Below are 23,550 nucleotides of genomic sequence, written 5' to 3' on the forward strand. Positions count from 1 at the left end.
CCTGGCCTGCGGTGTCGGCCTGAGCTGCGTCGGCCTGAGTGGCGGTGTCGTCCTGGGCCGTGGTGGCGGCCTGTGCCGCGGGGGTGGCCAGGATGAGTCCGGCGGCTCCCGCCGCCAGGACGATGGCGATACGAGACAGAGCACTGTCCTTCCATGAGGCCGGCCGGGTTAGCTGACGGGCTCGGGCCTGGAAGACAGCCCTACGGCGGTGCCGATTCGCCCCTGGGGCTCAAGTGGGTCCCCGGCTCCACGCAGCGGCTGCGTGAATTAGGCCCGACAAACACTAACGAAACGGTCAAGCAGTCGTAAACCCCCCAAAATCGGGCGTCCAGAAAATGAGATGGAGTGTTCGTCAGACGAGACGAGCCGGTAAGGTACCGCCATGGAGTCGCGTAACATCCGCCTGGCCGTCATCCCCGGGGATGGCATCGGCGCCGAGGTCGTCGCCGAAGGGCTCAAGGTCCTGGAAGCCGTGGGCACGAAGATCGAGGCCACGCACTACGACCTGGGGGCCGCACGCTATCACCGCACCGGCGAGACCCTCCCCGACGCGGTGCTCGACGAGCTGCGCGGCTACGACGCGATCCTGCTCGGCGCCGTGGGCGACCCCAGTGTGCCGCCGGGCGTCCTCGAGCGTGACCTGCTGCTGCGGCTGCGGTTCGCGTTCGACCACTACGTCAACCTGCGGCCGGTCAAGCTCTTCCCCGGGGTGCGGACCCCGCTGGCCGGCGCCACGCCCGGCGACATCGACATGATCGTCGTCCGTGAGGGCACCGAGGGCCTCTACGCCGGCACCGGCGGCGCGATGCGTCGCGGCACGCCGCACGAGATCGCCACCCAGGAGTCGCTCAACACCGCCTACGGCGTCGAGCGCGTGGTGCGTTACGCCTTCGAGAAGGCCCGGTCGCGCCCGCGCAAAAAGCTGACCCTCGTCCACAAGACGAACGTGCTCACCTTCGCCGGCGACCTGTGGCAGCGCACGGTCGACCGGGTGGCCGCCGAATATCCCGAGGTCACCACCGACTACTGCCACGTCGACGCGGCCTCGATGTTCTTCGTCACCCAGCCCGAGCGCTTCGACGTGGTCGTCACCGACAACCTGTTCGGCGACATCATCACCGACCTCGGCGCGGCCATCGCGGGCGGCATCGGCCTGGCGGCCAGCGGCAACGTCAACCCCGAGCGCACCTCGCCCAGCATGTTCGAGCCGGTGCACGGCAGCGCGCCCGACATCGCCGGCCAGGGCAAGGCCGACCCCACCGCGACCGTCCTGTCCGTCGCCATGCTCCTCGACCACCTCGGCCTGCACGCCGAGGCGGCCAGGGTCGAGCAGGCGGTCGCCGCCGACCTCGCCGAGCGACCCGCCGGGCCGGCCGGTCGATCCACCCGCGAGATCGGCGACGACATCACCGCGCGAGTATCCGGCTAGGACCGCCTAGCCCCGAAACGCGCCTGGCGGTCCGAGGAGGACTGCCGGGCGCTTTTGCGTGTTCCCAGCTCAGGCGGCCTTTCGCCGGCTTTTCGCGGGCGACCTCCCCATCGGCCGCTTGTCATCCCATATAGCGAGACAATAGGAAGTACGGACGCCCTCCGGGGCAGGGCTGCCCGCCGTCGAAGGTTCACAGATCCGCAGACAACGGGCAGATTCCGGTAGATTTCGGTAGATCGCAGAGAGAAGGACCGCCGTCATGACCATCGCTCAGAAGCTCAGCATCGACGTGCAGCTATCCGCCAACGCTCGCACCGCGGCCGAGCGCGAGCAGGTACTGGCGGACCCCGGTTTCGGGCAGACCTTCACGGATCACATGATCTCGATCGACTACACCGAGGACCGGGGGTGGCACGACGCCCGGCTCATGCCCTACGGGCCGCTCTCCCTCGACCCCGCCACGTCGGTCTTCCACTACGCGCAGGAGCTGTTCGAGGGTCTGAAGGCGTATCGCCAGCTCAGCGGCTCGATCGTGACGTTCCGCCCGTACGCGAACGCCGCCCGCTTCAACCGCTCGGCCCTCCGCATGGCCATGCCGGAGCTGCCGGAGGAGACGTTCGTCGAGTCGCTCGAAGTGCTCGTCTCGACGGACAAGGAGTGGGTGCCGACGACCGAGGGGCACAGCCTCTACCTGCGGCCCTTCATGATCGCCACCCAGGCGGGGCTGGGCGTCAACTACCCGTCGAAGAGCTACAAGTACATGGTCATCGCCTCGCCGGCGGCCTCGTACTTCACCGGGGGGATCAAGCCCGTCTCCGTCTGGCTGTCCACCGAGTACACGCGGGCCGCCCCGGGCGGCACCGGCTTCGCCAAGTGCGGCGGCAACTACGCCGCGGCGTTCGTCGCGCAGCGGCAGGCCGTGGCGAACGGCTGCGACCAGGTGGTCTGGCTGGACGCCCACGAGCACCGCTACGTCGAGGAGATGGGCGGGATGAACCTGTTCTTCGTCTTCGGCGACAAGCTCGTCACGCCCGCGCTCACCGGCACCCTGCTGCCCGGCATCACCCGCGAGTCGATCCTCGAGCTGGCCGGTGACCTGGGCCTGCGGACCGAGGAGCGCCTGGTCAGCGTGGACGAGTGGCAGGCCGGGTGCGCGTCGGGCGAGCTGACGGAGGTGTTCGCGTGCGGCACCGCGGCCGTGGTGACGCCTGTGGGCTCGGTCAAGGGCGCCGACCGCTCGTGGACGATCGGCGACGGCACGCCCGGCCCGGTGACGATGCGGGTGCGCGAGGAACTGGTCGGCATCCAGTACGGCGCCCGCCCCGACACCCACAACTGGATCCACAAGATCGCCTAGCGGCCCGCCGGAGGCTCGCCCGCCGGCCTTCCACGCCCCGGAGGCTGCCCGGGTCCTTCGACTGCCCGCGTTCGACGCACGCGCGTTCGGGCCTCAGTACATGTTGAGCGCGTCGACGCGGTCCATGAGGTCGGAGTACTCGCTGTCCGCGTCGTCGATGATCTCCTGAGGTGTGCGCGCTTCGCGCCACCCGAAGTGATCCTCGGCGATGCGGGCGATCGCGGGTTGCGGGTCGGCGTCCCAGTAGGAGGAGCCGAAGGTGATGGCCTCGTAGGGGCCGATGCCGCCCGCGAGCAGGTGGAGCAGGTCACACAGGTCCGGCGCGACCGGCCCCATGGCGCCCTCGCTCTCGAGGAAGACGACGGGCTGCTCCTCGATCGAACGTCCCTGGTGGACCAGCCAGAAGGCCGCCAGACCGCCGCTGCCGTCGTGGCCGAACACCCGGAACTCTCGTTCGGCCGCGGGGTTGCCGGTCCACGCGTGCGGCCCGCCGAACGTGAAGCGGTCGTGCATCTCGAAGTCGATCTTGCCGAACCCGTGCGCGCCCTGGTGGTCGTGCAGTGCCCGCAGGGCCGTGGGGAAGGGTTCGTCGGCACTGGGTTCCGGCCAGGACGGGTACTCCCGCGCCAGCGCGGCGGCCAGGACCGCATCCGCCGACTTCAGCAGTTCAGGATCGTCCTCGTCCCGCTCGTTGAGCGTCAGGAGAAACCAGATGAAGCGGCCGTCGTCGTGGTAGCGCGCCTCGAGGGTGCTGCGCTCGTCGCGGCGCAGGATGTGGACGATGTTCCCGTACTCCTGGACGCTGCTGTGCAGTGCCCGCGTGCGCGCCTCGGGCTCGGGCAGCGCCGTGCTGAGGCCGTCCCCCATCGGCAAGTGGTAGCTCTCCCTGATCCACACCTTGGTGAGGTAGCCGAGCAGCGGACCGCGTCCCCGCACCCGGACCGAGGGATAGCAGCCGGGCACTCGCACGGTCGCCTGGTAGGTGAGCTTGAACCCGTGCGCGTCCGAGCCGGTCGGGGAGATGTCCTCCCGGTCGGTGAACACAGGAAGGGGCTTCAGAGGATAGGACCGGTGCAGCTCGATCAGGCCAGGGTCGTCGGTACGGCGGCCGAGCAAGCCGTCGAGCAGTTCGAAGGAGGGCGATTCGATCATGCCGGAACGCTATCGCCCGATCCGGACACTTCGCCGCCGGACGGCCCTGCCGACACCCTGGGGTCGTCGGTCTCGGCGGGCCAGGTCGTCTTGGCCGTCCTGCCGTAGATCGCCATCGGCGCTCACCACAGGTCACCGACCTGCACGGCGAACCCCCACGGCGGTGGCAGGAAAAGTGACTCGTTCCCTGCGGCGATGATTTCCCGCCCGTATTTCCCGGCCTCCGGGGCGGCGAAGAGTTTCGCGGCGCGGGGAGCGGGGTCGAGCACCAGATAAAGCGGCACCCCGGCCGCCGCGAAACCCTGCGGCTTGACGTAGTAGTCGTCGTAGGAACTGTCGGTGGAAACGACGTCCACGATGAGCGTCGTCGAGTCGCCGCACACCGCGTGGTCCATGCGCATACGCGGGGAGCCCGGCACCACGGCGAGGTCGGGCACGTAGCGGTCGGTGTGTTCGCCCAGGTGGACGGTGATGTTCGGCCAGATCTCCCAGCCTCGCTCGAGCACTGTGCCGATGAGCCTGCGCATGATCCCGAAGACGACCGTATTGTGCTGCCAGGTGCCGGACTCGTTCACCACGATCCGGCCCCGCAGCATTTCCACCCGATATTCGGGCAGCAAATCCCGCACGGTACGGAAACGCTCTTCGAGCGGCGCGGCCATGCCTGTCGGTCCTTTCCTGTCGGGGAAGGACCGAGCGTATGCCCGCCTGGGTGTGTGAACACAGGGCGTGCGGGTGAAACGCCGTCAGTTCTTCCTGATCAGGGTCATCCCGTCGGCGACCGGCAACATGAGCACGCTCACCCGGGGATCCGCCATCACCAGGTCGTTGAACCGGCGGATCTCCACCGTCGTCTGCTCGTCGTGGGCCGGGTCGGCCACCCAGCCCCTGCGCAGCGTGTTGTCCGCCACCAGCAGCCCGCCCGGCCGCAGGCGCTCCATCAGCAGCTCGTAGTAGACGGGGTAGTTGCCCTTGTCGGCGTCCACGAAGGCCAGGTCGATCGGCTGGTCGAAGGCGGGCAGGGTCTCGGCCGCCGGGCCGATGGTGAGCGTCACCCGGTCGGCCACCCCCGCCTCGCGCCAGTAGCGGCGGGCGATCGACGTCCACTCCTCGCTCACGTCGAAGCAGTGCAGCCGCCCGCCGGACAGCCCGCGGGCGATGCACACCGACGAGTATCCGGTGAACGTGCCCACCTCCACGACGACCCGCGGAGCCATCAGTTGTGTGATCATGGTGAGGAATCTGCCCTGGTCGGAGGAGATCTGCATGGCCGCGCTCTCGCCCGCGACCTCGGCGGTCTCCTTCTCCAGCGCCCTCAGCAGGGCGTCGGGCGGGGTGGTGTGGTCGAACACGTAGCGCGCCACGGCGGCGTCGAGGAGGTATGCCTTCATGCGGGCATTGTTTCCGTTTCCTGTAAGGTCTGCGCGGTCGACGAGGTGAGAGTGGGCTGATGATGAAGCGGTTGATGGCGGTCGCCGCGGCGTGTGTGGCGATCGCCGTACTCGGGGTGCTGGCGTTCTCGGAGCCGGGCGCGTCGTCCGACGGGGTGCAACTGACCCGGCAGGCCGACGGCTCGATGATCCTGGCCGACCTGGGCGGTGACACGCCCGTGCTCGACGTGTTCGAGGACTTCGACTGCCCCGTCTGCAAGGACATGCACTCCAAGGTGGACACCACGATCCAGCGGCTGGCCAGGGAGGGCAAGGTCAAGGTCGTCTTCCACGCCGTAACGATCTTCGAGGACGAGCCCATGCGCTCCAACTCCATCCGCGCCGCGGCGGCGGCCCGCTGTGTCCCCGAGGCGAACTGGCTGGCCTTCAGGGACGAGCTGTACGCCATGCAGCCCGCCCCGCACGGCGTGGCCTCCGGGTTCACCGTCGCGGAGCTGGCCGCGACGGCCAGGAAGGTGGGGGCCTCGGTGGACGCGTGTGTCACGTCACAGTCGCACGCGAAGGCGCACGTGGCCGAGACGGCCAAGATCCCGCTGGAGGGCACGCCGACCGTGCTGCTCGACGGGCAGATGCTGGGCCCCGAGGCGTTCGACCCGGCGGCCCTGGAACGGGCCATCACGGGCGGCGTCGGCGTGCGGGTGTGACGCGAGTATTCCCGTGGTGTCCCAGGGGCTGAGACCGGTGTGCCGGATGGTGGATCCATGTGGCAGACTGGGTTTCACCATGTTCTACGGTCTGCTCATTATCGGCAGGCGCGCCGGCTGAAATCAGGACACCGCCGGCGCGCAGACCTCTCACGTCCGTGAGGGGTCTTTTTGTTTTCCCGAAGCAGACGCGCTCCCACAGACGCTTCCACAGAGCTTCAGAGACGACGTTTCCCAACACTGTCCGGAAAGAAGAGACTGATGGCCGACGACCGCTTCCACGTATATGACACGACGCTGCGTGACGGCGCTCAGCAGGAGGGGCTCAACCTCACCGTCGCTGACAAGCTCGCCGTCGCGCGGCACCTGGACGGCCTCGGCGTCGGCTTCATCGAGGGGGGCTGGCCGGGCGCCAACCCCAAGGACACCGAGTTCTTCAGGCTCGCTCGAACAGAGCTCGACCTGAAGCACGCGCAACTCGCCGCGTTCGGCGCGACCCGCCGGGCCGGTGCGAAGGCAGCCGACGACCCTTTGGTGGCCGCTTTGCGCGAATCCGGCGCGCCGGTCGTGACCCTTGTCGCCAAGAGCCACGACCGGCACGTGGAGCTGGCCCTCCGTACGACTCTCCAGGAGAACCTCGCGATGATCCGCGACACGGTCTCTCACCTTCGTGCGGAGGGACAGCGGGTCTTCCTCGACGCCGAGCACTTCTTCGACGGCTACAAGTCCAACCCAGCCTACGCGCTGGAGGTACTGACGACCGCCGCGGAAGCGGGCGCCGACGTCATCGCCCTGTGCGACACGAACGGCGGCATGCTCCCCGACGAGCTGGCCGAGATCGTCCTCGACGCCGTACGCACCAGCGCCAGGGTCGGCATCCACTGCCACGACGACACGGGTTGCGCCGTGGCCAACACCCTGGCCGCGGTCAAGGCGGGAGCCACGCACGTACAGGGCTGCGCCAACGGCTACGGCGAGCGCTCCGGCAACGCCAACCTCTTCACGGTCGTGGCGAACCTCCAGCTCAAGCGGGGCTTCGACCTCGTGCCCCGCGACGCCCTGGCCGACATGACCCGCATCGCGCACGCGATCACCGAGGTCACCAACGTCACCCCCAACTCACACGCCCCCTACGTCGGCACCTCGGCCTTCACCCACAAGGCCGGCCTGCACGCCAGCGCCATCAAGGTCGACCCCAACCTCTACCAGCACATCGACCCCGCCCAGGTGGGCAACGACATGCGCATGCTCGTCTCCGACATGGCCGGCCGCGCCTCGGTCGAGCTCAAGGGCCGCGAGCTGGGCTACGAGCTGACCCCCGAGCACACCAAGACGCTGGTCGCGCGGGTCAAGGACCTGGAGTCCAGGGGCTTCACGTTCGAGGCCGCCGACGCCTCGTTCGAGCTGCTCCTGCGCGACACCGTCGCGGGGGAGCGCAGGCGGCACTTCGAGGTCGAGTCCTGGCGCGTCATCGTGGAGCGGACGAAGGGCGGGGAGCTGGTCAGCGAGGCCACGGTCAAGCTGCACGCCAAGGGCGAGCGCATCGTGGCCACCGGCGAGGGCAACGGCCCCGTCAACGCGCTCGACAAGGCCGTACGCCAGGCGCTCGAGCAGCTCTACCCCGAACTCGCCAAGCTGGAGCTGGTCGACTACAAGGTCCGCATACTCGAAGGCGCCCACGGCACCGACGCCATCACCCGCGTCCTCATCACCTCCACCGACGACACGAACGAGTGGGCGACGGTCGGGGTGGCCGAGAACATCATCGACGCGTCCTGGCAGGCCCTGGAGCAGGCGGTCACGTACGGCCTGCTGCGCGCGGGCCGCGAGTGCCCGTAACCGCCCGACGCGGCGGTCAGAGCAGACCGGCGGAGAAGGACACGCCGTCCACCGTGACCTTCCCGCCGGAGCACGACACCTTGGGCGAGTCGGTCCCCGGCACGATCACCGTCAGCAGCGACGTCGCCGCCGGGGACACCACCACGTTCGTGGCCTGCTTCGACAGGTAGGTGGGCGACACCCAGCCCAGCTCGCCGCCCCGTTCCACCTTCTGCCCGCCGACCTGCTCGCACGACGAGAACTGCAGCAGCGTGACCTTGAACTTGCCGTCGCCCAGCACCACCTTGCCGCCGCTCTTGGAGACCAGCTTGAGCGTCGGGGCGAAGCGCCAGATGTTGCGGACCTTCTTCCCGCCCGAGGCCGAGTCCAGCACGGCCATCAGGTCGTCGCCGTGGTTCACCAGCACCGACCTGGTACGGCTCACCCCGTACGCCTTGTCCGTCAGCTTGAACGCCTGGCGGTCGTCGCCGTAGTCGGTCTTGACGAGCTTGCTGGCCGTACGCGGCTGGAAGCGGGAGCCCACCACGGTCGGCACGTTGTGCGCCTCCGGCGAGAGCGTCCAGTACCGGTAGGAGCTCTTCTCGTAGGAGTGGAACCCGGCGTCCACCAGGATGTCGCGCCCCTGCGCGTAGTACGTGACGCCCAGGTGGTCCTCGTGCCCGTGGAACTTCATCCCGGGCCCGAACCTGATCGAATAGTACGCCGACTCCGGCTTGCCCCAGGCGGTGCGCCCGAAGACGTACCCGGCCCGGTAGGTCTCGACCTCCCGCTTCGGCGTGCCCGTCTCCATCTTCGGCTCGGTCTCGGCGCTGCCGTCGCCGATGGGCACCATGTAGCCGTTGGGCATGGTCGAGTGGGCGACGAAAGCCTTCATGGCCTCGGCCCGCTTGGAGATCTCGCCGGGCACCTTCCGGTCACACGCCTTCATGTTGGTCATCGCGACCTGGAGGCGTCCGTAGACGTAGACGGCGTAGCGGGGCGCCTGCTCCATGAGCGCGCCCTGGGAGTCGACGTCCAGCTTCACCGTGCCGGTCAGACGGCTGGAGGCCAGGTCCGACCAGTCTTTGCGGCCGTAGCGGCAGCCGATGCCCATGAGCGCGATGTCCTGGTCGATGCCGTGGTTGTGGCCCTTCTTGTACAGCTTCGGGTTCGACAGGAGCTTGGCGTGCGTGTTCAGGCTCTCCTTGAGCCAGCTCGCGTTCACGTGCCGGCTCAGGCAGAGCAGCGGCTGGGTGCGCAGGGAGACCGGGTGGTCCGTCCAGACGTAGGAGGGGGTGCCGCGGGCGCCGTACTTGTTCTGGGCCACCCAGTCCTTGGTGATCTCGGTGGCGCGGTCGAGGTAGCTCTGCTCGCCGGTGTTCTCGTACTCGACGACGAGCGTGCCCATCCAGCGCAGCGACTGGTAGACGAACTCCCACGACCTGTTCTTGTACGGGCTCGCGTCCCAGTCGATCTTCTTGCCCAGCTTGTACGCCGGCAGCCCGACGAGCGAGATCTCGCCCTTCATGACGTCCGCGGCGGTCGGCGTGCCGGGCAGCCAGTCGCCCTGGCACTCCGCGGTGCGGGTCACCTTGTCGGCCGCCTGCGCCGGGCTCACGAGAGCGTTGAGCGTGAGCATGAAGGCAAGAGGAATCGCGAGGCGGCGCACGCCAGTTCCTTCCGGGACAAAAGTTGAGGGCGGGACATGCTTTCGGAGGAACGATCATGCGGTCAAGCCACGTGTTCGATTCGTTAACCGGCCGGTGCGCCCGCCGTGCCCGGGTGGCGTGGCCGTACCCGCCGCGACATGCTGGGACCGTGAGATTCGACGATCTGGTGATTCCCGACACACCCGCGTGCCGCGGCGCGCTCGAGGTGGCCGCCCGCTACCACACGCCCTCGATGCTCAACCACTCGATCCGCGCCTACCTGTGGGCCGCGGTCCACGCGCAGGGCAACGGCATCGCCTTCGACGCCGAGCTGCTCTACGTGTCGGCCATGCTGCACGACCTCGGGCTGGTGGCCGAGTTCGACAGCCACTCGGTGCCGTTCGAGGAGGCGGGCGGGCACGTGGCCTGGGCCTTCTGCGCCGGGGCCGGCTGGTCGCCCGAGCGGCGGCTGCGCGCGAGCGAGGTCATCGTCAGGCACATGTGGGACACGGTGCCCCTCGACGAGGACCCCGAGGGACACCTGCTCGAGATCTCGACCGGCATGGACATCTCGGGCCGCCGCGCCGACGAGATCCCCGCCGGCGTGCGCGAGGAGGTGCTGGAGCGCCATCCGCGGCTGGAGATCGCCAAGGAGTTCAGCGTGTGCATCGCCGACCAGGGGGCGCGCAAGCCGTCCAGTGTCGCCGCGCGGGCCGTACGCGGGGGGATCGTCGACCGCATCGTGCACAACCCGCTCGACGGCTGACGGGCCGCGGATGGGCAGCCGGAGCGGCTACGCCTTGGGGCCGGTGCTCTCGGCGACCTCGAACGTCCACAGCTCGGAGCCCGCCGCCGCGGGCCCCTGCCCGTGCCCGTGGCCCTGCCCGTGCCCATGACCCGGCTGCTGCCCCTGGGCGGCGGCCTGGGCGGCGGCTTGGGCATGGCCGCGACGGAACGCCTCGCCCTGCTGCCACTTCTGGAAGTCGTCCTCGCTGCGCCAGCGCGTGTACACGAGGTACCGATCCGTGCCCTCCACCGGCCGCAGCAGCTCGAACCACTCGAACCCGTCGGCCGACTCCACCATCCCGGCCCGGTTGGCGAAGCGCCGTTCGAGCTCCTCACGCATCTCGGTGGACACGGTGAGCACGTTGATCTTCACGACGGACACGTCGGGTACCCCTCTCATCGGCGCACGACCTTGCGCTCAGGAAACCTGCGCTGCAGGAACGGCGAGGGCACCAGGCTAACGCGGGCGGTCGCCGGTACCCGATCCCCGGTCCTGGCGCGTCGCGCGCGTTCCGCCACCGGCCGCGGAAGATCGGCGAAACCGGCTCGACGGACGGTTCCCGACCTGGCCGGGGCGGGGGCGGAAAGGTGGGCGGACCTTTCCGGCGGCGGCGATAGCCTTGTCGGGTGCGTATAGCGAGGTTCTCCACAGGCGAAGGCGTCTCGTTCGGCGTGGTCGAGGGTGGTCCGGGCGAGGAGGTCGTCTCCGCGATCGCCGGCCACCCGTTCGCCCAGGTCCAGTTCACCGGCGAGCGGTTCCCGCTGTCCCAGGTGAAGCTGCTGGCCCCGATGCTGCCGAGCAAGGTCGTCGCCATCGGCAGAAACTACGCCGAGCACGCGGCCGAGCTGGGCAACGAGGTGCCGGAAGAGCCGCTCATCTTCATGAAGCCGTCCACCACGGTGATCGGCCACGGCGAGAACATCGCCTATCCCACGTCGCTGTCCGACCGCGTCGACTTCGAGGGCGAGCTGGCCGTGGTGATCGGCAGGCTCTGCCGCGAGGTGCCGGTCGAGCGGGTCAAGGACGTCATCTTCGGCTACACCTGCGCCAACGACGTCACCGCCCGCGACCTGCAGAAGAAGGACGTGCAGTTCACCCGGGCCAAGGGGTTCGACACGTTCTGCCCGCTGGGGCCGTGGATCCAGACCGATCTCGACGCGAGCGACCTGGCCCTGACGACCACGGTCAACGGCGAGATCCGGCAGAGCGGGCGCACCAACCAGCTCATCAACGACATCCCGGCGCTGGTGGCCTACGTCAGCGCGGTCATGACGCTGATCCCCGGCGACGTCATCCTGACCGGCACGCCGGCGGGCGTCGGCCCGCTGGAGATCGGCGACGAGGTCAGCGTCGGCATCGAAGGCATCGGCACACTCACGAACAAGGTGGTCTCCCGTGACTGACGTACGCGTCAGGTTCGCCCCGTCCCCAACCGGCATGTTCCACGTCGGCGGCGCCCGTACGGCGCTGTTCAACTGGGCGCTGGCCGAACAGTCCGGCGGCCGCTTCGTGCTGCGCATCGAGGACACCGACGCGTCCAGGAACCGCCCGGAGTGGACCGAGGGCATCATCTCCGCGCTCGACTGGATCGGCATCAACGGCACCAACCAGGTCTTCGAGGGCCCCTACTTCCAGTCGGCCTACGAGCCGCAGCACCGCGAGGCCGTGGCCAAGCTGCTGGCCGACGGCCGCGCCTACTACTGCGACTGCACGCGTGAGGCGCTGGTCGCGCGCACCGGCTCCGAGCACCGCGGCTATGACGGCCACTGCCGCGACCGGGGGCTGACGGAGGGCGCGGTGCGCTTCCGCACCCCCGACGAGGGCGTGATCGTGGTGCCCGACCTCATCAGGGGCAACGTGGAGTTCCCCAACGAGGCCCAGGAAGACTTCGTCATCGCGCGTACCGACGGCTCGCCCCTCTACGTGCTGGCCAACGCGGTCGACGACATCACCCAGAACATCACCCACGTCGTACGCGGTGAGGAGCACCTCGGCAACGCGGCCAAGCAGATGCTGCTCTGGCCCGCCCTGGGCGCCACGCCGCCGGTGTGGGCCCATCTGCCGGTGATCGTCAACGAGCAGCGCAAAAAGCTGTCCAAGCGGCGCGACAAGGTGGCGCTGGAGGACTACCGGGCCGAGGGCTACCTCGCCGAAGCCATGGTCAACTACCTCATGCTGCTCGGCTGGGGTCCTGGCGAAGACCGCGAGATCATGCCGTGGTCGGAGATGATGCCGCTGTTCCGGCTGGAAGACGTCAACTCCTCCAGCGCCTTCTTCGACGAGAAGAAGCTGCGGGCCTTCAACGGCGAGTACATCCGCGCGCTGCCGCTGGAGACGTTCGAGGAGCGCTGCGCCCCCTACCTCGACCCGTCCTGGGACCGCGAGCTGTTCAGCAAGGTCGCGGCGCTGGCCCAGACCCGCATCGCGGTGCTGTCGGAGATCCGGCAGAACGTCGACTTCCTCTTCATGGAGGAGCCGGTCTTCGACCAGGCGTCCTGGGACAAGGCGATGAAGAACGCCCCCGAGGAGATCCTCGGCGGCTACCTCGATCGCCTCGAGACCGTGAGCTGGGACCCCGAGTCGCTCAAGGAGGCGCTGGAGCAGGTCGGCGCGGCCCACGGGCTCAAGCTGGGCAAGGCCCAGGCCCCGGTGCGGGTAGCGGTCACCGGCCGCACGGTCGGCCTGCCGCTGTTCGAGTCGATCGAGGTGCTCGGCCGTGAGCGGGCGCGGGAGCGCCTGCGCGCCGCCCTGACCCGCCTGCGCGGCTGATCATCCGGCGCCACGCCTCAACGAGGAACGGTTCCTGCCGCAATTGCACCTAGCGTCGGCGGCATGACCTATTTGGTGACCGGAGCCACGGGCTCCGTAGGCAGGCACGTCGTGGCCCACCTCCTGGAGGCGGGCCACCGCGTACGCGCGCTCACCCGCGACCCGGGCCGGGCCCGGCTGCCCGAGGAGGTCGAGGTCGTCCAGGGCGATCTCGGCCGGGTCGAGACCCTGTGGCCCGCCCTCGAAGGTGTGACGGGCGTGCACCTCATCGACGTGGCCGACTCCGGCTACACCCCGCTCGCGAACGGCCCCGAGATCGTCGAGGCCGTCAGGAAGGCCGGCGCGCGCAAGGTGACCCTGCTCAGTAGCTGGTCGGCGGGCACGCTGGAGCCCGCCGTGCTCTCCAGCGACCTGGAGTGGACGTACGTGCAGCCGACCGAGTTCATGGCCAACGCCCTGGCCTGGGCGGAGCCGGTGCGTACGCGGGGCGTCGTCGAGGAGGCGTTCCCGGCCACCAGGACCCCCATGGTGCACGAGGCCGACATCGGCGCCGTCATCGCCACCGCCCTCACCGAGGACGGCCACCACGGCCGCTCCTACGGCCTCACCGGCCCCGAACTCCTCGACGTGCCCGCCAAGCTGCGGATCCTGGCGGAGGCGGCCGGCCGCGAGATCACCCTCGTCGAGCTGACCGTGGACGAGCTGCGCGAGCGTTACCGGGCCGTGGGCATGCCCGAGGAGATGATCGAGTTCCGGATCGAGATCTTCGGCAACGTGCCCGACGACGCGTACCAGGTCACCGACACGATCGAGGAGGTGACCCGGCGGCCGCCGCGCACGTTCGCGCAGTGGGCCGCCGAGCACGCCGGATCGTTCAGATGAGGCCGCGGCGGGTGAGCAGCGGCTGGATGCCGGGCTCGCGCCCCCTGAAGTTGCGAAACGCCGTCAGCGGGTCGAGGCTGCCGCCCCGGGAGAGCAGCTCGCGGCGGAAGTGGTCGCCGTTCTCCCGGGTGAGCCCGCCGTTCTCCTTGAACCACTCCACGCTCTCCGCGTCGAGCACCTCGCTCCAGATGTAGGAGTAGTAGCCGGCGCTGTAGCCGCCGGAGAAGATGTGGGCGAAGAAGTTGGTCCGGTAGCGCGGCCGGACCAGCGGGAAGGCGATCTGGGCGGCCTCCAGGGCGGCCGACTCGAACGCCTCCGGGTCGGCCACCGCCTCCCCGGCGGCCAGCTTGTGCCAGGCCCAGTCGAGCAGCGTGGCGGCCAGATATTCGACGGTCTTGAAGCCCTGGTTGAACGTCTCGGCCGCCTTCAGCTTCGCCACCAGCTCGCCCGGCATCGGCTCGCCCGTCTCGTGGTGCCTGGCGTAGTTGGCCAGCACCTCGGGCCAGGTCACCCACATCTCGTTGACCTGCGAGGGGTACTCGACGAAGTCGCGCGGCACGCTGGTGCCCGACACGCGCGGGTAGCGCACCTGCGAGAACAGGCCGTGCAGCGCGTGGCCGAACTCGTGGAAGGCCGTCTCCACCTCGTCGAACGTCAGCAGCGTCGGCCCGGAGGCGGGCTTGGCGACGTTGAGGTTGTTGATCACCACCGGCCGCAGCCCGAACAGGAACGACTGGTCGACCAGGTTGTTCATCCACGCGCCGCCGCGCTTGCCCGGCCGGGCGTACGGGTCGAGCACGAACAGCCCCAGCGGGCCGCCGTCCTCGTCGGACACCTCGAACACGGTCACGTCGGGGTGGTAGCCGCCCAGGTCGGGGCGTTCGGCGAAGGTGAGGCCGTACAGCTTCGCGGCGGCGAAGAACACGCCGTCGCGGAAGACCCGGTTCAGCTCGAAGTACGGCCGCATCGCGCCGCCGTCGTACTCGTAGCGGGCCTGGCGCACCTTCTCGGAGTAGTAGGCCCAGTCCCACGGCTCGATCGGGAACCCGGCCTGCTCCGCCAGCGCCTCGGCCTCCTTCCTGGCGTTGCGCACGGCGGGGCCGACGAGCTGGCCGAGCATCTCCTCGACCGCCTCGACGGTCTTGGCGGTCTGGTCGGCCACCGTGTACGCGGCGTGGCTGGGGAAGCCGAGCAACGCCGCCCGCTCGGCCCGCAGAGCCGCCATCCTGGCCGCGATCTCGAAGTTGCCGGGGGCCCGGCCGACGCTCAGCTCGTACAGGCGGCGGCGCACGTCGCGGTCGGTGAGCTGGGCCAGGCCGGGCTGGACGGTGAAGTTGTGCAGCGGCAGGACGTACGTGCCGTCGTCCTTGCGCAGCGACTCGATCTTGGCCTCGTCGAACCCGTCCAGCTCCTTGGGATCGGTCACCACCAGGGCCGACTCCGTGGAGGCCCGCAGCAGGCTCTGCGCGAACTCCGTCGACAGCCTCGACAACTCCTCGTTGAGCGCGCGCAGCCCCTGCTGGTCGGTCTCCGACAGGTCGGCCCCGGCCCTGATGAAGTCGTCGCGGTACTTCTCCAGCAGCCACGACTCCTCGGGATCCGCCGTGCTCACCTGCTTGATGCGGGCCCACAGCGCCCGGTCGAGGCGAATGGCGTCGCTGTGCCGGGTGAGCTGGGGGGAGATCTGCTTCTCGATCTCCATGAGGCCGTCGGTCGTGTTGGACGCGGCGACGCTGAAGAAGACCGTCGCCGTGCGGTCGAGGATCCGGCCCGACCGTTCGAGCGCGGCGATCGTGTTCTCGAACGTCGGCGGCTCGGTGCTGCTCGCGATCGTGTCGACCTCGGCGAGCTGCTCGGCCATGCCGCGCTCGAACGCCGGCAGGTAGTGCTCTTCGCGGACGTCCGCGAAGGGCGGCAGCTCGTACGGCAGATCGCTTGGGGCGAAGAACGGATTCTCGGCCAACGCTTCGGCTCCTCCACGTGGTGTTTTGTCCCCTTCAGCTTGGCACGGCGGGGCTCGTGCCGGGGGCTGCGGGAGGCGGGCCCGTGAATCGTTTTGGCCTTACCCCCCGAGCTGGGCTATTCTTTCGGACGTCGCCAAGCGCGCTCCACGAGGGGCCCGCAGCGGTGGGGTATGGTGTAATTGGCAGCACGACTGATTCTGGTTCAGTTAGTCTAGGTTCGAGTCCTGGTACCCCAGCATTGAGCGGATGTCTCGCAGAGGGATGTCCGCTTTTTCATTTCGCCAGCCGGTACAGAATTTCCGAGATCTCCTGGTAAGCCTTGATCGTTGGCGCGTGTGACGTCTCCACCGTGAAGACCTTGAACTTGTTGGCGGGCGTGGCCGCGTCCGCCTCCCTGATCATCCGGTCCTGCAGCGCGATCGGGATCGTGCGGTCCTTCGAGTGCCTGATGTAGACCCTGGGCACCCGTCCCCACGCGTCCTTGCGCCCGCGGGCGTCGGCCGCCGACACCTGGAGGCTCTCATCCGGCAGCAGCGTGTTCAGCATGGCGAGAAACTCACCCTCGCTCGCCTCCGCCATGAAGGCCGCCTTGGCCGCGGCCAGGAACTTCGGGTCGGCGGTGCGCCAGTTGATCCGCACCGCGCCGATCTTGGCGGGGTCGCCGACGATGCCGTTCAGCAGGCTCGGCGTCAGGCTCGTCTGCCCCTCGGGGCTGGTCATGTAGTCGTTGGGCGAGCGCAGTTTCGTGCAGCAGAAGGCGGCGTCGTAGACCAGCCGGTCGATCAGGTCCGGCACCGCGTCGGCCACCTTCGTGATCGTCGCGCCGCCGAGGCTGCCGCCCACCAGGATGACCGGTCCGTAGCGGGAGACGCGGCGCACGACGTCCACCGTGGCCTCTACATAGTCGTCCAGCGTCACGGCGGCCACCGGCGACGGCAGCGCGGCCAGCTTCGCGAGGTCCTGCGGGGCCTGGTAGGCGGGGTGAAACTGCTCCTCGGGGCCGTGTCCCGGCAGGGTCACGCCCACGGTGCGGTGGCCGCGCAGGGCGAGCAAGGGGTCGGTCACGGCCACGCCGTTGGAGCCGGAGACGTAGACGAACGTGGTGACGTCCTTCTTCCTGGAGGGCCCGGCGAAGGCCGCGGTGGCGCCGGCGACGGCGGCGGCGGTGGCGCCCGCGGCGCCGAGCTGGAGGGCTGTTCTGCGCGTCGGAGTGTTCATGTCTCCGATGTTCGCCGAGGTCAGGGGTGGCGCACATCGCCCGGCCGGGCCGAGAAGCGGTGGATGGCGGGCATCCACCGATCGGTTGATACCCGCACGGGCCAAGGCCGTGACCGGCCGTGCACGGTCATCCGCCGGTCGGGTGACGCCATTGGCGGCGGGCCGGGGTGGGGCCCATGAGCCGGTTCCAGGTGCGTGAGCGCTGGGTCTACGCGGGGCTCGCGTACGCGCTGCTCGCGGCCGCCTCGGTCGCGGCGGCGGTGTCGGGCATGCCCGCGGGGCCGTTCCCGTCGTGGCCCCTGCTGGCGGTGGTCGCGGCCGGATGGCTCGCGCCCGTCGCCTGGCTGCACCGCCACCGCGACACCCACCGCGTGCTCGTCGTGGCCCACTACCTCGTCCTCATCGCCCTGACCTGGGCGCTGGCGCTCAAGGGCGCGGTCTTCGTGGTGTTCGTCGCGATCGGCTACCCGCTGGCCATCGCCCTGCTCCCCGGCCGCCTGGTCATGGCAGGAGTCACGCTCACCGCGCTCGTCAACGTGCTCTCCCAGGCGGGGCCGGGCGCGCGGGTGAGCCTGCTCACCGTGATCGCCGGGGTGGCCGTGCCGCTCGTCCTGGCCGGCTGGTACGTCTCGGGCGAGCACGACAGACGCCGCCGCCTGGTCGAGCGCCTGCGCGCCGCCATGGACGAGAACGCCGAGCTGAACGCCAGGCTCCTCGACCAGGCCAGGCGGGCGGGCGTGCTCGACGAGCGGCACCGCGTGGCCGGGGAGATCCACGACACGCTCGCGCAAGACCTCGTCGCGCTGATCGGCCAGCTCGACGCCGCCGGGCGGGCCACCGGCGGCCAGGCCCGCGGCCACCACCTCGACCGGGCCGCCGAGCTGGCCCGGCGCGGCCTGGCCGAGGCCCGCAGATCCGTACGCGCGCTGCGGCCCGAGCCGCTCGAAGACGCCCGGCTGCCCGAGGCCCTCGGCCACATGGCCAGGTCGTGGGCCGATGTGTCCGGGGTCGACCTGCGGCTGGAGGTCACCGGCACGCCCGTCGCGCTGTCCGCGGAGGTGGAGACGGCCCTGTTCCGCGTCGCCCAGGAGGCTCTCGCCAACGTGGCCAAGCACGCCCGCGCCGCCAGGACGGGCCTCACCCTGACGTACACGGACGAACTCGTGCTCCTCGACATCCGTGACGACGGGCGCGGTTTCGAGCCGCAGGAGCGCGCTGACGGCTTCGGGCTCGACGGCATGCGGCAGCGGGCCCGGAGCGTGGGCGGCACCCTCGAGGTCGAGTCGGAGCCCGGCCGGGGCACGGCGGTCGCCGCCGCCGTGCCGGTGATCCCGGCCGGAGGCGGCGAATGAGACGATCGCGTTCACCGGGGAGGAAACGATGTCACTGCGGGTGCTGATCGCCGACGACCATCCGATCGTGCGTGACGGCCTGCGCACCGCCCTCAGCGGCAAGCCCAGTACCGAGCCCGGCGGCCAGCCTGGCATCGAGCTTGGCGTCGGGTCCGGTGCCGAGCCCGGCGTCGGGTCCGGCGTTGGGTCCGGTGGCGAGCCTGGCGTCGAGCCTGGTGGCGAGCCGCGGATCGAGGTCGTCGGTGAGGCGGGCGACGGGGAGGAGGCCGTACGCCTGGCCGCCGAGCTGTCTCCTGACGTCGTCCTGATGGACCTGCGCATGCCCGGCCTCGACGGCGTGAGCGCCATCCGCCGGCTGCGCGGCACCGGGCCGCGCGTGCTGGTGCTCACCACGTTCGACACCGACGTCCTTCCCGCGCTGGAGGCGGGCGCCAGCGGCTACCTGCTCAAGGACGCCTCGCCCGAGGAACTGGTACGCGCCGTGCGCGCCACCCACCGGGGCGAGACCGTGCTGGCTCCAGCCGTGGCCGGCCGCCTGGCCGAGCACCTGCGCAGGCCGTCCAGGGGGCGGCTGAGCAAGCGGGAGCTGGAGGTGCTGCGCCTGGTGGCCGAGGGCGCCACCAACAGGGAGGCGGCCGCCCGGCTGTTCATCAGCGAGGCCAGCGTCAAGACGCACCTGCTGCACATCTACGCCAAGCTCGACGTACGCGACCGCGCCGCCGCCGTCGGCGAGGCGTACCGCCGCGGCCTCCTCACCGACTGAGGTTCACCGGCAGCGAGTGGAGGACGGCAGGCGGGGATGGCGGGTGCAGGACGGCGCGTCGAGGACAGCGGGTGGGGGACAGCGGGTCGAAGACGGTGAGTGGAGGACGGTGGGTGGGGCGGCGGGTCGAGGGCGCTGGGTCGAGGGCGGTGGGTCGAAGACGGCAGGTGGAGGGCGGCGGGTCGAGGGTCGCGGGCCGGGATGGTGTGTGCTGACGGGGAGAGCGCATTCCGTGTCGGTCGGGTTGGTCGCTCCAGGCCCGCTTCATCGCCGCTGTACGGCCGCTCCACGGCTGCCCCGCGGCCGCTCCACGGCTGCTCCATGGTTGCCCCGCGGCCGCTCCACGGTCGCCCTGTAGCCGTTCCATGGTCGCGCTCCATGGCCGGTCTCGTGGGTCGGTTCCGGTGGTCGATCTCGTGGGCTGGAGGTCATGGCGCCGGACTCGCAAGGCCGGTCTGGTGGGCGGATAAGCGGTTTGGAGTGGTCTTGTGGGTGCGGTAGAGTTACCTGCGTTGCCGGGGGAGACCCGGCAAGCCAGCTTGTGGACAGGGTCCCGTCGTCTAGTGGCCCAGGACGCCGCCCTCTCAAGGCGGTAGCGCCGGTTCGAATCCGGTCGGGACTACCACTGTCACAAGCCCACGAAGGTCCCGTCGTCTAGTGGCCCAGGACGCCGCCCTCTCAAGGCGGTAGCGCCGGTTCGAATCCGGTCGGGACTACGTCTTCAGCTCCTGCTCCGGTGCGTCTCCGCCCGGAGCATTTCGCTTTTCCTCGACCCATGATCCCCCTGGCTCGCGAGGTCGTCGAGGCCGTGCTCTCCGAACTCGGTGCCCTGCGGGTTACGGGCGAAGTCGGCGGCGTCCACTTCGTGATCAACGGAGATGACCCGACGGACGTTACACAACGCGCCGTGCGACTGGCTATTTCGGAAGGAATCGCGGCAGATGTGGGTAGCCGCGGGCTAACTCGGCGTTCGACGGTCAGATAGCCATTTGGGCACGGCCCATTCTGCCGGGGTTGGCGGAGGCCAGGGGCTCGTGGGAGTTCATTGAGGTTGAGCCGTCGGCGCCCGTACGGCAGGGTCGAGTCCGCCAAGACCTGAAGCGAGTTCCTCTGGGCCCGCCGACCGATAGGCTCCCCCGGTCACGCACGGAGCTGGGGAGGCTGATGTGGCCGGTGAAATACAGGAGATCGAGGTCAAGTACCGTGTGAGCGACCTGGAGGCGCTGGAGGCCGCGCTCACGCGGCACGGAGTCCACCTGTCGGCCCCGGTCCTGCAGGACGATCAGGCGTACGCCGAACCCGGCTGGCAGTACGGGCAGAGCAAGATTGGGCACGCGTTCGCGAGGCTGCGTACCCAGGACGGCCGGCACCTGTTCACGGTGAAGAAGCCCCAGGCCAACGAGATGGCGTGCCTGGAGCACGAGACGTGGGTCGCGGATCGAGAGCAGATGCACCACGCGATCGTGGCGATGGGGTTCAGCCCGACCGTTCGGATCGTGAAGACCCGCCGCACCGCGATGCACGGCGACATGATGGTCTGTGTGGACGAGGTGGAGCATGCCGGCGTCTTCGTGGAGATCGAGCGGACCGTGCACGGCACGGAGTCGGGCACGGCCGTGCAGGCCGAGCTGGACGCGTTCGCCCGCGACCTGGGGGTAGCGCTGGAGCGCACCACCGAGACGTACGACTCGCTGGTACGCTCCGCGCTCATCCCCGCCTAGAACAGCCCCAGAGCGGTGGGCCCCGCCGGGATGGCGAGGGCCTCCTGGAGAGTCGCATCGAGGGGGAGGTCACACCGAGCGGGCCTTGAACAGGGCTCGGCGGGCCGCCTTGGCCACCTGCTTGTCGGGGTGCACCTGCGAGATCAGGTCGAGCAGCTCCTCCACGTGGGCGTGCGGGATCTTCCAGATCACCTCGAGCAGCTCGTTGACCAGCTCCGGCCCGATGTCGCGCAGGCTGCTCACGAACTCCGAACGCCCCAGCCCCGCCGAGATCGTCCACATGTCGAGGATGAGCCAGTGGGTGTCGTCCTGCGTCGGCTCGGGCGCGCCCGGCACCTCGAGCTGGCTCAGGTGCGTGGCGGCGTAAGGTCGCAGCGAGGACTGCTTGAGCGCCGCCTGCCAGGCCGGGACGGCGGCCTCGCCCAGCGTGCCGACCACGCTGGCCGCCTGCACCCTGATCAGCGCGTCGCTCTCGTCCTCCGCCGCCGCGTCCAGCAGCTCCTCGGCCGCCTTGCCCGGCTCCCGCAGCCGCATCCAGGCCGCGAACTCGGCGTCGGCCTCGTCCTCCGGCAGCTCGGCGCTCAGCGCCAGCAGCTCGTGGGCGCTCATCGACTCGATCGCCGGACGGGCGTCGACCTCGATGTCGGCGTCGTCGACCAGGTGGATGACGCCCTCGGTGCCCAGCGGCGTCAGCCGCAGGACGCCGTCGTCGACCTCGACCATGCCGTAGCCGGACAGCCACTCGATCGCCGGGGCCAGCGGGTCGCCCGCCGCCTCCCACGCGTCGGCGCCCAGCTCGTCGAGGTCGGCGGCGGCCTCGGCCAGCTCCTGGGTCAGCTCGCCGAGATCGCGGGAGCCGCCGGCCAGCAGCAGCCGGACCAGCGTGCCCCGGGTCAGGCCGGCCAGGGCCATGGTGAGGTCGTCGTCGTCCAGCTCGGGGTCGCCGTAGTCGACCGAGTGCAGCCCGAGCATCCACGCGTCGAGCACGTCTTCGTCCTCGTCGAACGGCCACTCCGCGGTGTCGTCCTGCACCGCCACCGTGCCGCCCTCGCCCGGTTCCAGGAACTCGAGGTCGACGGCCAGGTTCCAGATGTTCCAGAGCTGGGGCACGGCCTCGACGGTGGGGCCCTCGGTCTCGGGCCTGGGCAGCCCGACGGCCGCCAGCGCCTCCTCCACCTCGGCGTCGGTGAGCAGGGTGTCCTCGCCCACCCGGCGGCCGGAGCCCACCCACACGGCCAGCTCGCGGGCCTTGGCGATCAGCGGCACCTGACGGGCCGCCGCGGCCAGCTCGGAGTCGGGCCGCAGCCTGATCGTGTCGAGCTCGGCCAGCTCGTCGGCGAACGGCTCGAAATCGCCCAGGTCGCTGGTCTCGTCGTCCCCCTCCTCGTCACCCTCGGTGTCGTCGAGCAGCTCCTCCATGAGATCGACGAACTCGTCCTCGACGTCGTCGAGCTCGGCCTGCAGATCGGCGAGGGTGTCGGACCCCTTGGCCAGGCGGCCGGTCTGCGAGAGGAACGTCAGGTACGCGTCCACGGCCGGGAGCATCCCGTCGGCGGCGGCGTCGGGATCCTCCACGACCTTCGGCATGCGGTCGAGCAGCAGGTTACGCAGGTCAGCACGCTTCCACGTGCCCAAGTCCTGCGAGAAGGCGAGACGGTGCCACAGAGCGGCGGGCCCCACGAGCTCGGGGTCGCTTCCGGGGGCGTTCGCACGCGCCCACATGATGAACTCTTCGAGCAGGGGTCGCAGCTCAGTGGCGGCTACCTCGATGCGATCTGTCACGCACTCAGGCTAGTGCGCCCACGAGGCAGTCGGCTCCCCAAATACCTGCTTTGGCGGATCATGACGTGCGTCGCATGGCCTCGGTGATACGTTCGGCTGCGGCCATGACGGGAACCGCGTGGAGCCGCCCCGGCGCCCTCGTCAGCCGCTCGATGGGCCCCGAGACCGACACGGCCGCGATCACCTTGCCGCCGCTGCCCTTTATCGCCGCCGACACACTGGCCACACCCTGCTCACGTTCGCCCACGCTGTGGGCCCAGCCGCGCCTGCGCACCGACGCCAGCGTGGCGGCGGTGAACTTGGCCCCGCGCAACCCGCGGTGCAGCCGGTCGGGCTCCTCCCAGGCCAGCAGGATCTGCGCCGCCGAACCCGCCGTCATGGGCAGCGCCGACCCCACGGGAACCGTGTCACGCAGGCCGCTGGCCCGTTCGGCCGCGGCCACGCACACGCGTTCGTCACCCTGGCGGCGATAGAGCTGCGCGCTCTCGCCGGTCAGATCCCTGAGCTGCATCAGCACGGGGGCGGCCACCGCGAGCAGCCGGTCCTCGCCGGCCGCGGTGGACAACTCGGCGAGCCGGGGGCCGAGCACGAACCGGCCCTGTGTGTCACGACTCACAATGCGGTGGTGCTCCAGTGCGACGGCCAGCCGGTGGGCCGTGGGCCGGGCCAGGCCGGTGGCCTGGACGAGCTGGGCAAGTGAAGCGGGTCCCGCTTCCAGGGCATTGAGTACAAGAACTGCCTTGTCGAGTACTCCGACTCCGCTAGAGTTGTCCATACACCGATACTGCCGTCTCGACATATGAGAAAGCAAG

Annotated in this window: 20 protein-coding genes, 3 tRNA genes and 1 riboswitch; of the genes, 14 read left to right on the forward strand and 9 right to left on the reverse strand. The window is 70.0% G+C overall.

The window, feature by feature from the left end; translation table 11 throughout:
* Positions 1-142 precede the first annotated feature (142 nt).
* Positions 143-284: riboswitch (cyclic di-AMP (ydaO/yuaA leader) on the reverse strand.
* Between the two features lie 98 nt (positions 285-382).
* Both ACZ6S0_RS17985 and ACZ6S0_RS17990 read left to right on the forward strand, forming a co-directional pair.
* Positions 383-1,429, forward strand: coding sequence for a 3-isopropylmalate dehydrogenase (locus ACZ6S0_RS17985; RefSeq protein ID WP_465918510.1), 1,047 nt, complete (start codon positions 383-385; stop codon positions 1,427-1,429).
* A 259-nt stretch (positions 1,430-1,688) separates the two neighbouring features.
* Positions 1,689-2,786: a branched-chain amino acid aminotransferase gene (locus tag ACZ6S0_RS17990; protein WP_344882409.1), complete on the forward strand. Its 1,098-nt coding sequence runs from the start codon at positions 1,689-1,691 to the stop codon at positions 2,784-2,786.
* Positions 2,787-2,879: 93 nt separating this feature from the next.
* Here the strand turns inward: ACZ6S0_RS17990 and ACZ6S0_RS17995 are convergent, their stop codons facing one another.
* The 3 genes from ACZ6S0_RS17995 to ACZ6S0_RS18005 form a co-directional block, all read right to left on the reverse strand.
* Entirely contained in the window at positions 2,880-3,938 is a 1,059-nt protein-coding gene (locus tag ACZ6S0_RS17995) for a hypothetical protein (RefSeq protein WP_465918511.1), read from the reverse strand.
* A gap of 122 nt (positions 3,939-4,060) precedes the next feature.
* Complete coding sequence (locus ACZ6S0_RS18000; RefSeq protein WP_465918515.1) at positions 4,061-4,600, reverse strand: Uma2 family endonuclease; 540 nt, start codon at positions 4,598-4,600, stop codon at positions 4,061-4,063.
* An 84-nt stretch (positions 4,601-4,684) separates the two neighbouring features.
* Positions 4,685-5,329, reverse strand: a complete 645-nt coding sequence (locus ACZ6S0_RS18005; RefSeq protein ID WP_465918518.1) for an O-methyltransferase — start codon at positions 5,327-5,329, stop codon at positions 4,685-4,687.
* A 59-nt stretch (positions 5,330-5,388) separates the two neighbouring features.
* Between ACZ6S0_RS18005 and ACZ6S0_RS18010 the strand changes: the two genes are divergently transcribed.
* Complete coding sequence (locus ACZ6S0_RS18010) at positions 5,389-6,033, forward strand: DsbA family protein (RefSeq protein ID WP_465918520.1); 645 nt, start codon at positions 5,389-5,391, stop codon at positions 6,031-6,033.
* A 261-nt stretch (positions 6,034-6,294) separates the two neighbouring features.
* The gene (gene cimA / locus ACZ6S0_RS18015; RefSeq protein WP_465918521.1) at positions 6,295-7,872 is read left to right on the forward strand and encodes a citramalate synthase; all 1,578 of its coding nucleotides are present in this window, start codon (positions 6,295-6,297) and stop codon (positions 7,870-7,872) included.
* A 16-nt stretch (positions 7,873-7,888) separates the two neighbouring features.
* Here cimA and ACZ6S0_RS18020 read toward each other — a convergent pair whose 3' ends face one another.
* Positions 7,889-9,520, reverse strand: coding sequence for a heparinase II/III family protein (locus ACZ6S0_RS18020; protein WP_465918524.1), 1,632 nt, complete (start codon positions 9,518-9,520; stop codon positions 7,889-7,891).
* Positions 9,521-9,669: 149 nt separating this feature from the next.
* Here ACZ6S0_RS18020 and ACZ6S0_RS18025 point away from each other — a divergent pair, with 149 nt between their 5' ends.
* Complete coding sequence (locus tag ACZ6S0_RS18025) at positions 9,670-10,266, forward strand: HD domain-containing protein (RefSeq protein WP_465918527.1); 597 nt, start codon at positions 9,670-9,672, stop codon at positions 10,264-10,266.
* A 27-nt stretch (positions 10,267-10,293) separates the two neighbouring features.
* On the opposite strand, the gene ACZ6S0_RS18030 is transcribed toward ACZ6S0_RS18025, so the two are convergent.
* Entirely contained in the window at positions 10,294-10,668 is a 375-nt protein-coding gene (locus tag ACZ6S0_RS18030; protein ID WP_465919297.1) for an antibiotic biosynthesis monooxygenase family protein, read from the reverse strand.
* A gap of 245 nt (positions 10,669-10,913) precedes the next feature.
* Between ACZ6S0_RS18030 and ACZ6S0_RS18035 the strand changes: the two genes are divergently transcribed.
* The 3 genes from ACZ6S0_RS18035 (at position 10,914) to ACZ6S0_RS18045 (ending at position 13,938) form a co-directional block, all read left to right on the forward strand.
* Positions 10,914-11,690, forward strand: coding sequence for a fumarylacetoacetate hydrolase family protein (locus tag ACZ6S0_RS18035; RefSeq protein WP_344882432.1), 777 nt, complete (start codon positions 10,914-10,916; stop codon positions 11,688-11,690).
* The gene (gene gltX / locus ACZ6S0_RS18040; RefSeq protein WP_465918533.1) at positions 11,683-13,056 is read left to right on the forward strand and encodes a glutamate--tRNA ligase; all 1,374 of its coding nucleotides are present in this window, start codon (positions 11,683-11,685) and stop codon (positions 13,054-13,056) included. Before ACZ6S0_RS18035 ends, gltX begins: the two co-directional genes overlap by 8 nt.
* A 63-nt stretch (positions 13,057-13,119) precedes the next feature.
* Positions 13,120-13,938 carry an NAD(P)H-binding protein gene (locus ACZ6S0_RS18045; RefSeq protein WP_465918537.1) on the forward strand — a complete coding sequence of 273 codons (819 nt, stop codon included), beginning with the start codon at positions 13,120-13,122 and terminating at the stop codon, positions 13,936-13,938.
* Here ACZ6S0_RS18045 and ACZ6S0_RS18050 read toward each other — a convergent pair.
* Positions 13,931-15,901 carry a M3 family metallopeptidase gene (locus ACZ6S0_RS18050; protein ID WP_465918540.1) on the reverse strand — a complete coding sequence of 657 codons (1,971 nt, stop codon included), beginning with the start codon at positions 15,899-15,901 and terminating at the stop codon, positions 13,931-13,933. The two genes, ACZ6S0_RS18045 and ACZ6S0_RS18050, sit on opposite strands and share 8 nt — an antisense overlap.
* 165 nt (positions 15,902-16,066) lie before the next feature.
* On the opposite strand from ACZ6S0_RS18050, the gene ACZ6S0_RS18055 reads away from it, so the two are divergent.
* Positions 16,067-16,138 (forward strand) — tRNA-Gln (locus tag ACZ6S0_RS18055).
* A gap of 37 nt (positions 16,139-16,175) precedes the next feature.
* Here ACZ6S0_RS18055 and ACZ6S0_RS18060 read toward each other — a convergent pair.
* Complete coding sequence (locus tag ACZ6S0_RS18060) at positions 16,176-17,120, reverse strand: alpha/beta hydrolase (protein ID WP_465918544.1); 945 nt, start codon at positions 17,118-17,120, stop codon at positions 16,176-16,178.
* Between the two features lie 176 nt (positions 17,121-17,296).
* On the opposite strand from ACZ6S0_RS18060, the gene ACZ6S0_RS18065 reads away from it, so the two are divergent.
* The 5 genes from ACZ6S0_RS18065 to cyaB all read left to right on the forward strand — a co-directional run bounded on the left by ACZ6S0_RS18065 (position 17,297) and on the right by cyaB (position 20,956).
* Positions 17,297-18,472, forward strand: a complete 1,176-nt coding sequence (locus ACZ6S0_RS18065) for a sensor histidine kinase (RefSeq protein ID WP_465918546.1) — start codon at positions 17,297-17,299, stop codon at positions 18,470-18,472.
* Positions 18,473-18,506: 34 nt separating this feature from the next.
* Positions 18,507-19,235 carry a response regulator gene (locus tag ACZ6S0_RS18070; RefSeq protein WP_465919300.1) on the forward strand — a complete coding sequence of 243 codons (729 nt, stop codon included), beginning with the start codon at positions 18,507-18,509 and terminating at the stop codon, positions 19,233-19,235.
* Between the two features lie 549 nt (positions 19,236-19,784).
* Positions 19,785-19,860, forward strand: a tRNA-Glu gene (locus ACZ6S0_RS18075).
* 18 nt (positions 19,861-19,878) lie between these two features.
* Positions 19,879-19,951: transfer RNA gene (locus ACZ6S0_RS18080), tRNA-Glu, on the forward strand.
* Positions 19,952-20,413: 462 nt separating this feature from the next.
* Positions 20,414-20,956 (forward strand): class IV adenylate cyclase, encoded by a 543-nt coding sequence (gene cyaB, locus ACZ6S0_RS18085; protein ID WP_465919303.1) that lies wholly within the window; start codon positions 20,414-20,416, stop codon positions 20,954-20,956.
* A gap of 69 nt (positions 20,957-21,025) precedes the next feature.
* On the opposite strand, the gene ACZ6S0_RS18090 is transcribed toward cyaB, so the two are convergent.
* Both ACZ6S0_RS18090 and ACZ6S0_RS18095 read right to left on the reverse strand, forming a co-directional pair.
* A complete protein-coding gene (locus ACZ6S0_RS18090; protein WP_465918548.1) occupies positions 21,026-22,738 on the reverse strand; it encodes a hypothetical protein in 1,713 nt (570 codons plus the stop codon).
* A 58-nt stretch (positions 22,739-22,796) separates the two neighbouring features.
* Positions 22,797-23,513 carry an IclR family transcriptional regulator gene (locus ACZ6S0_RS18095; protein WP_465918550.1) on the reverse strand — a complete coding sequence of 239 codons (717 nt, stop codon included), beginning with the start codon at positions 23,511-23,513 and terminating at the stop codon, positions 22,797-22,799.
* Positions 23,514-23,550 lie beyond the last annotated feature (37 nt).

The organism is Nonomuraea sp. NPDC051298 (genome assembly GCF_055586305.1).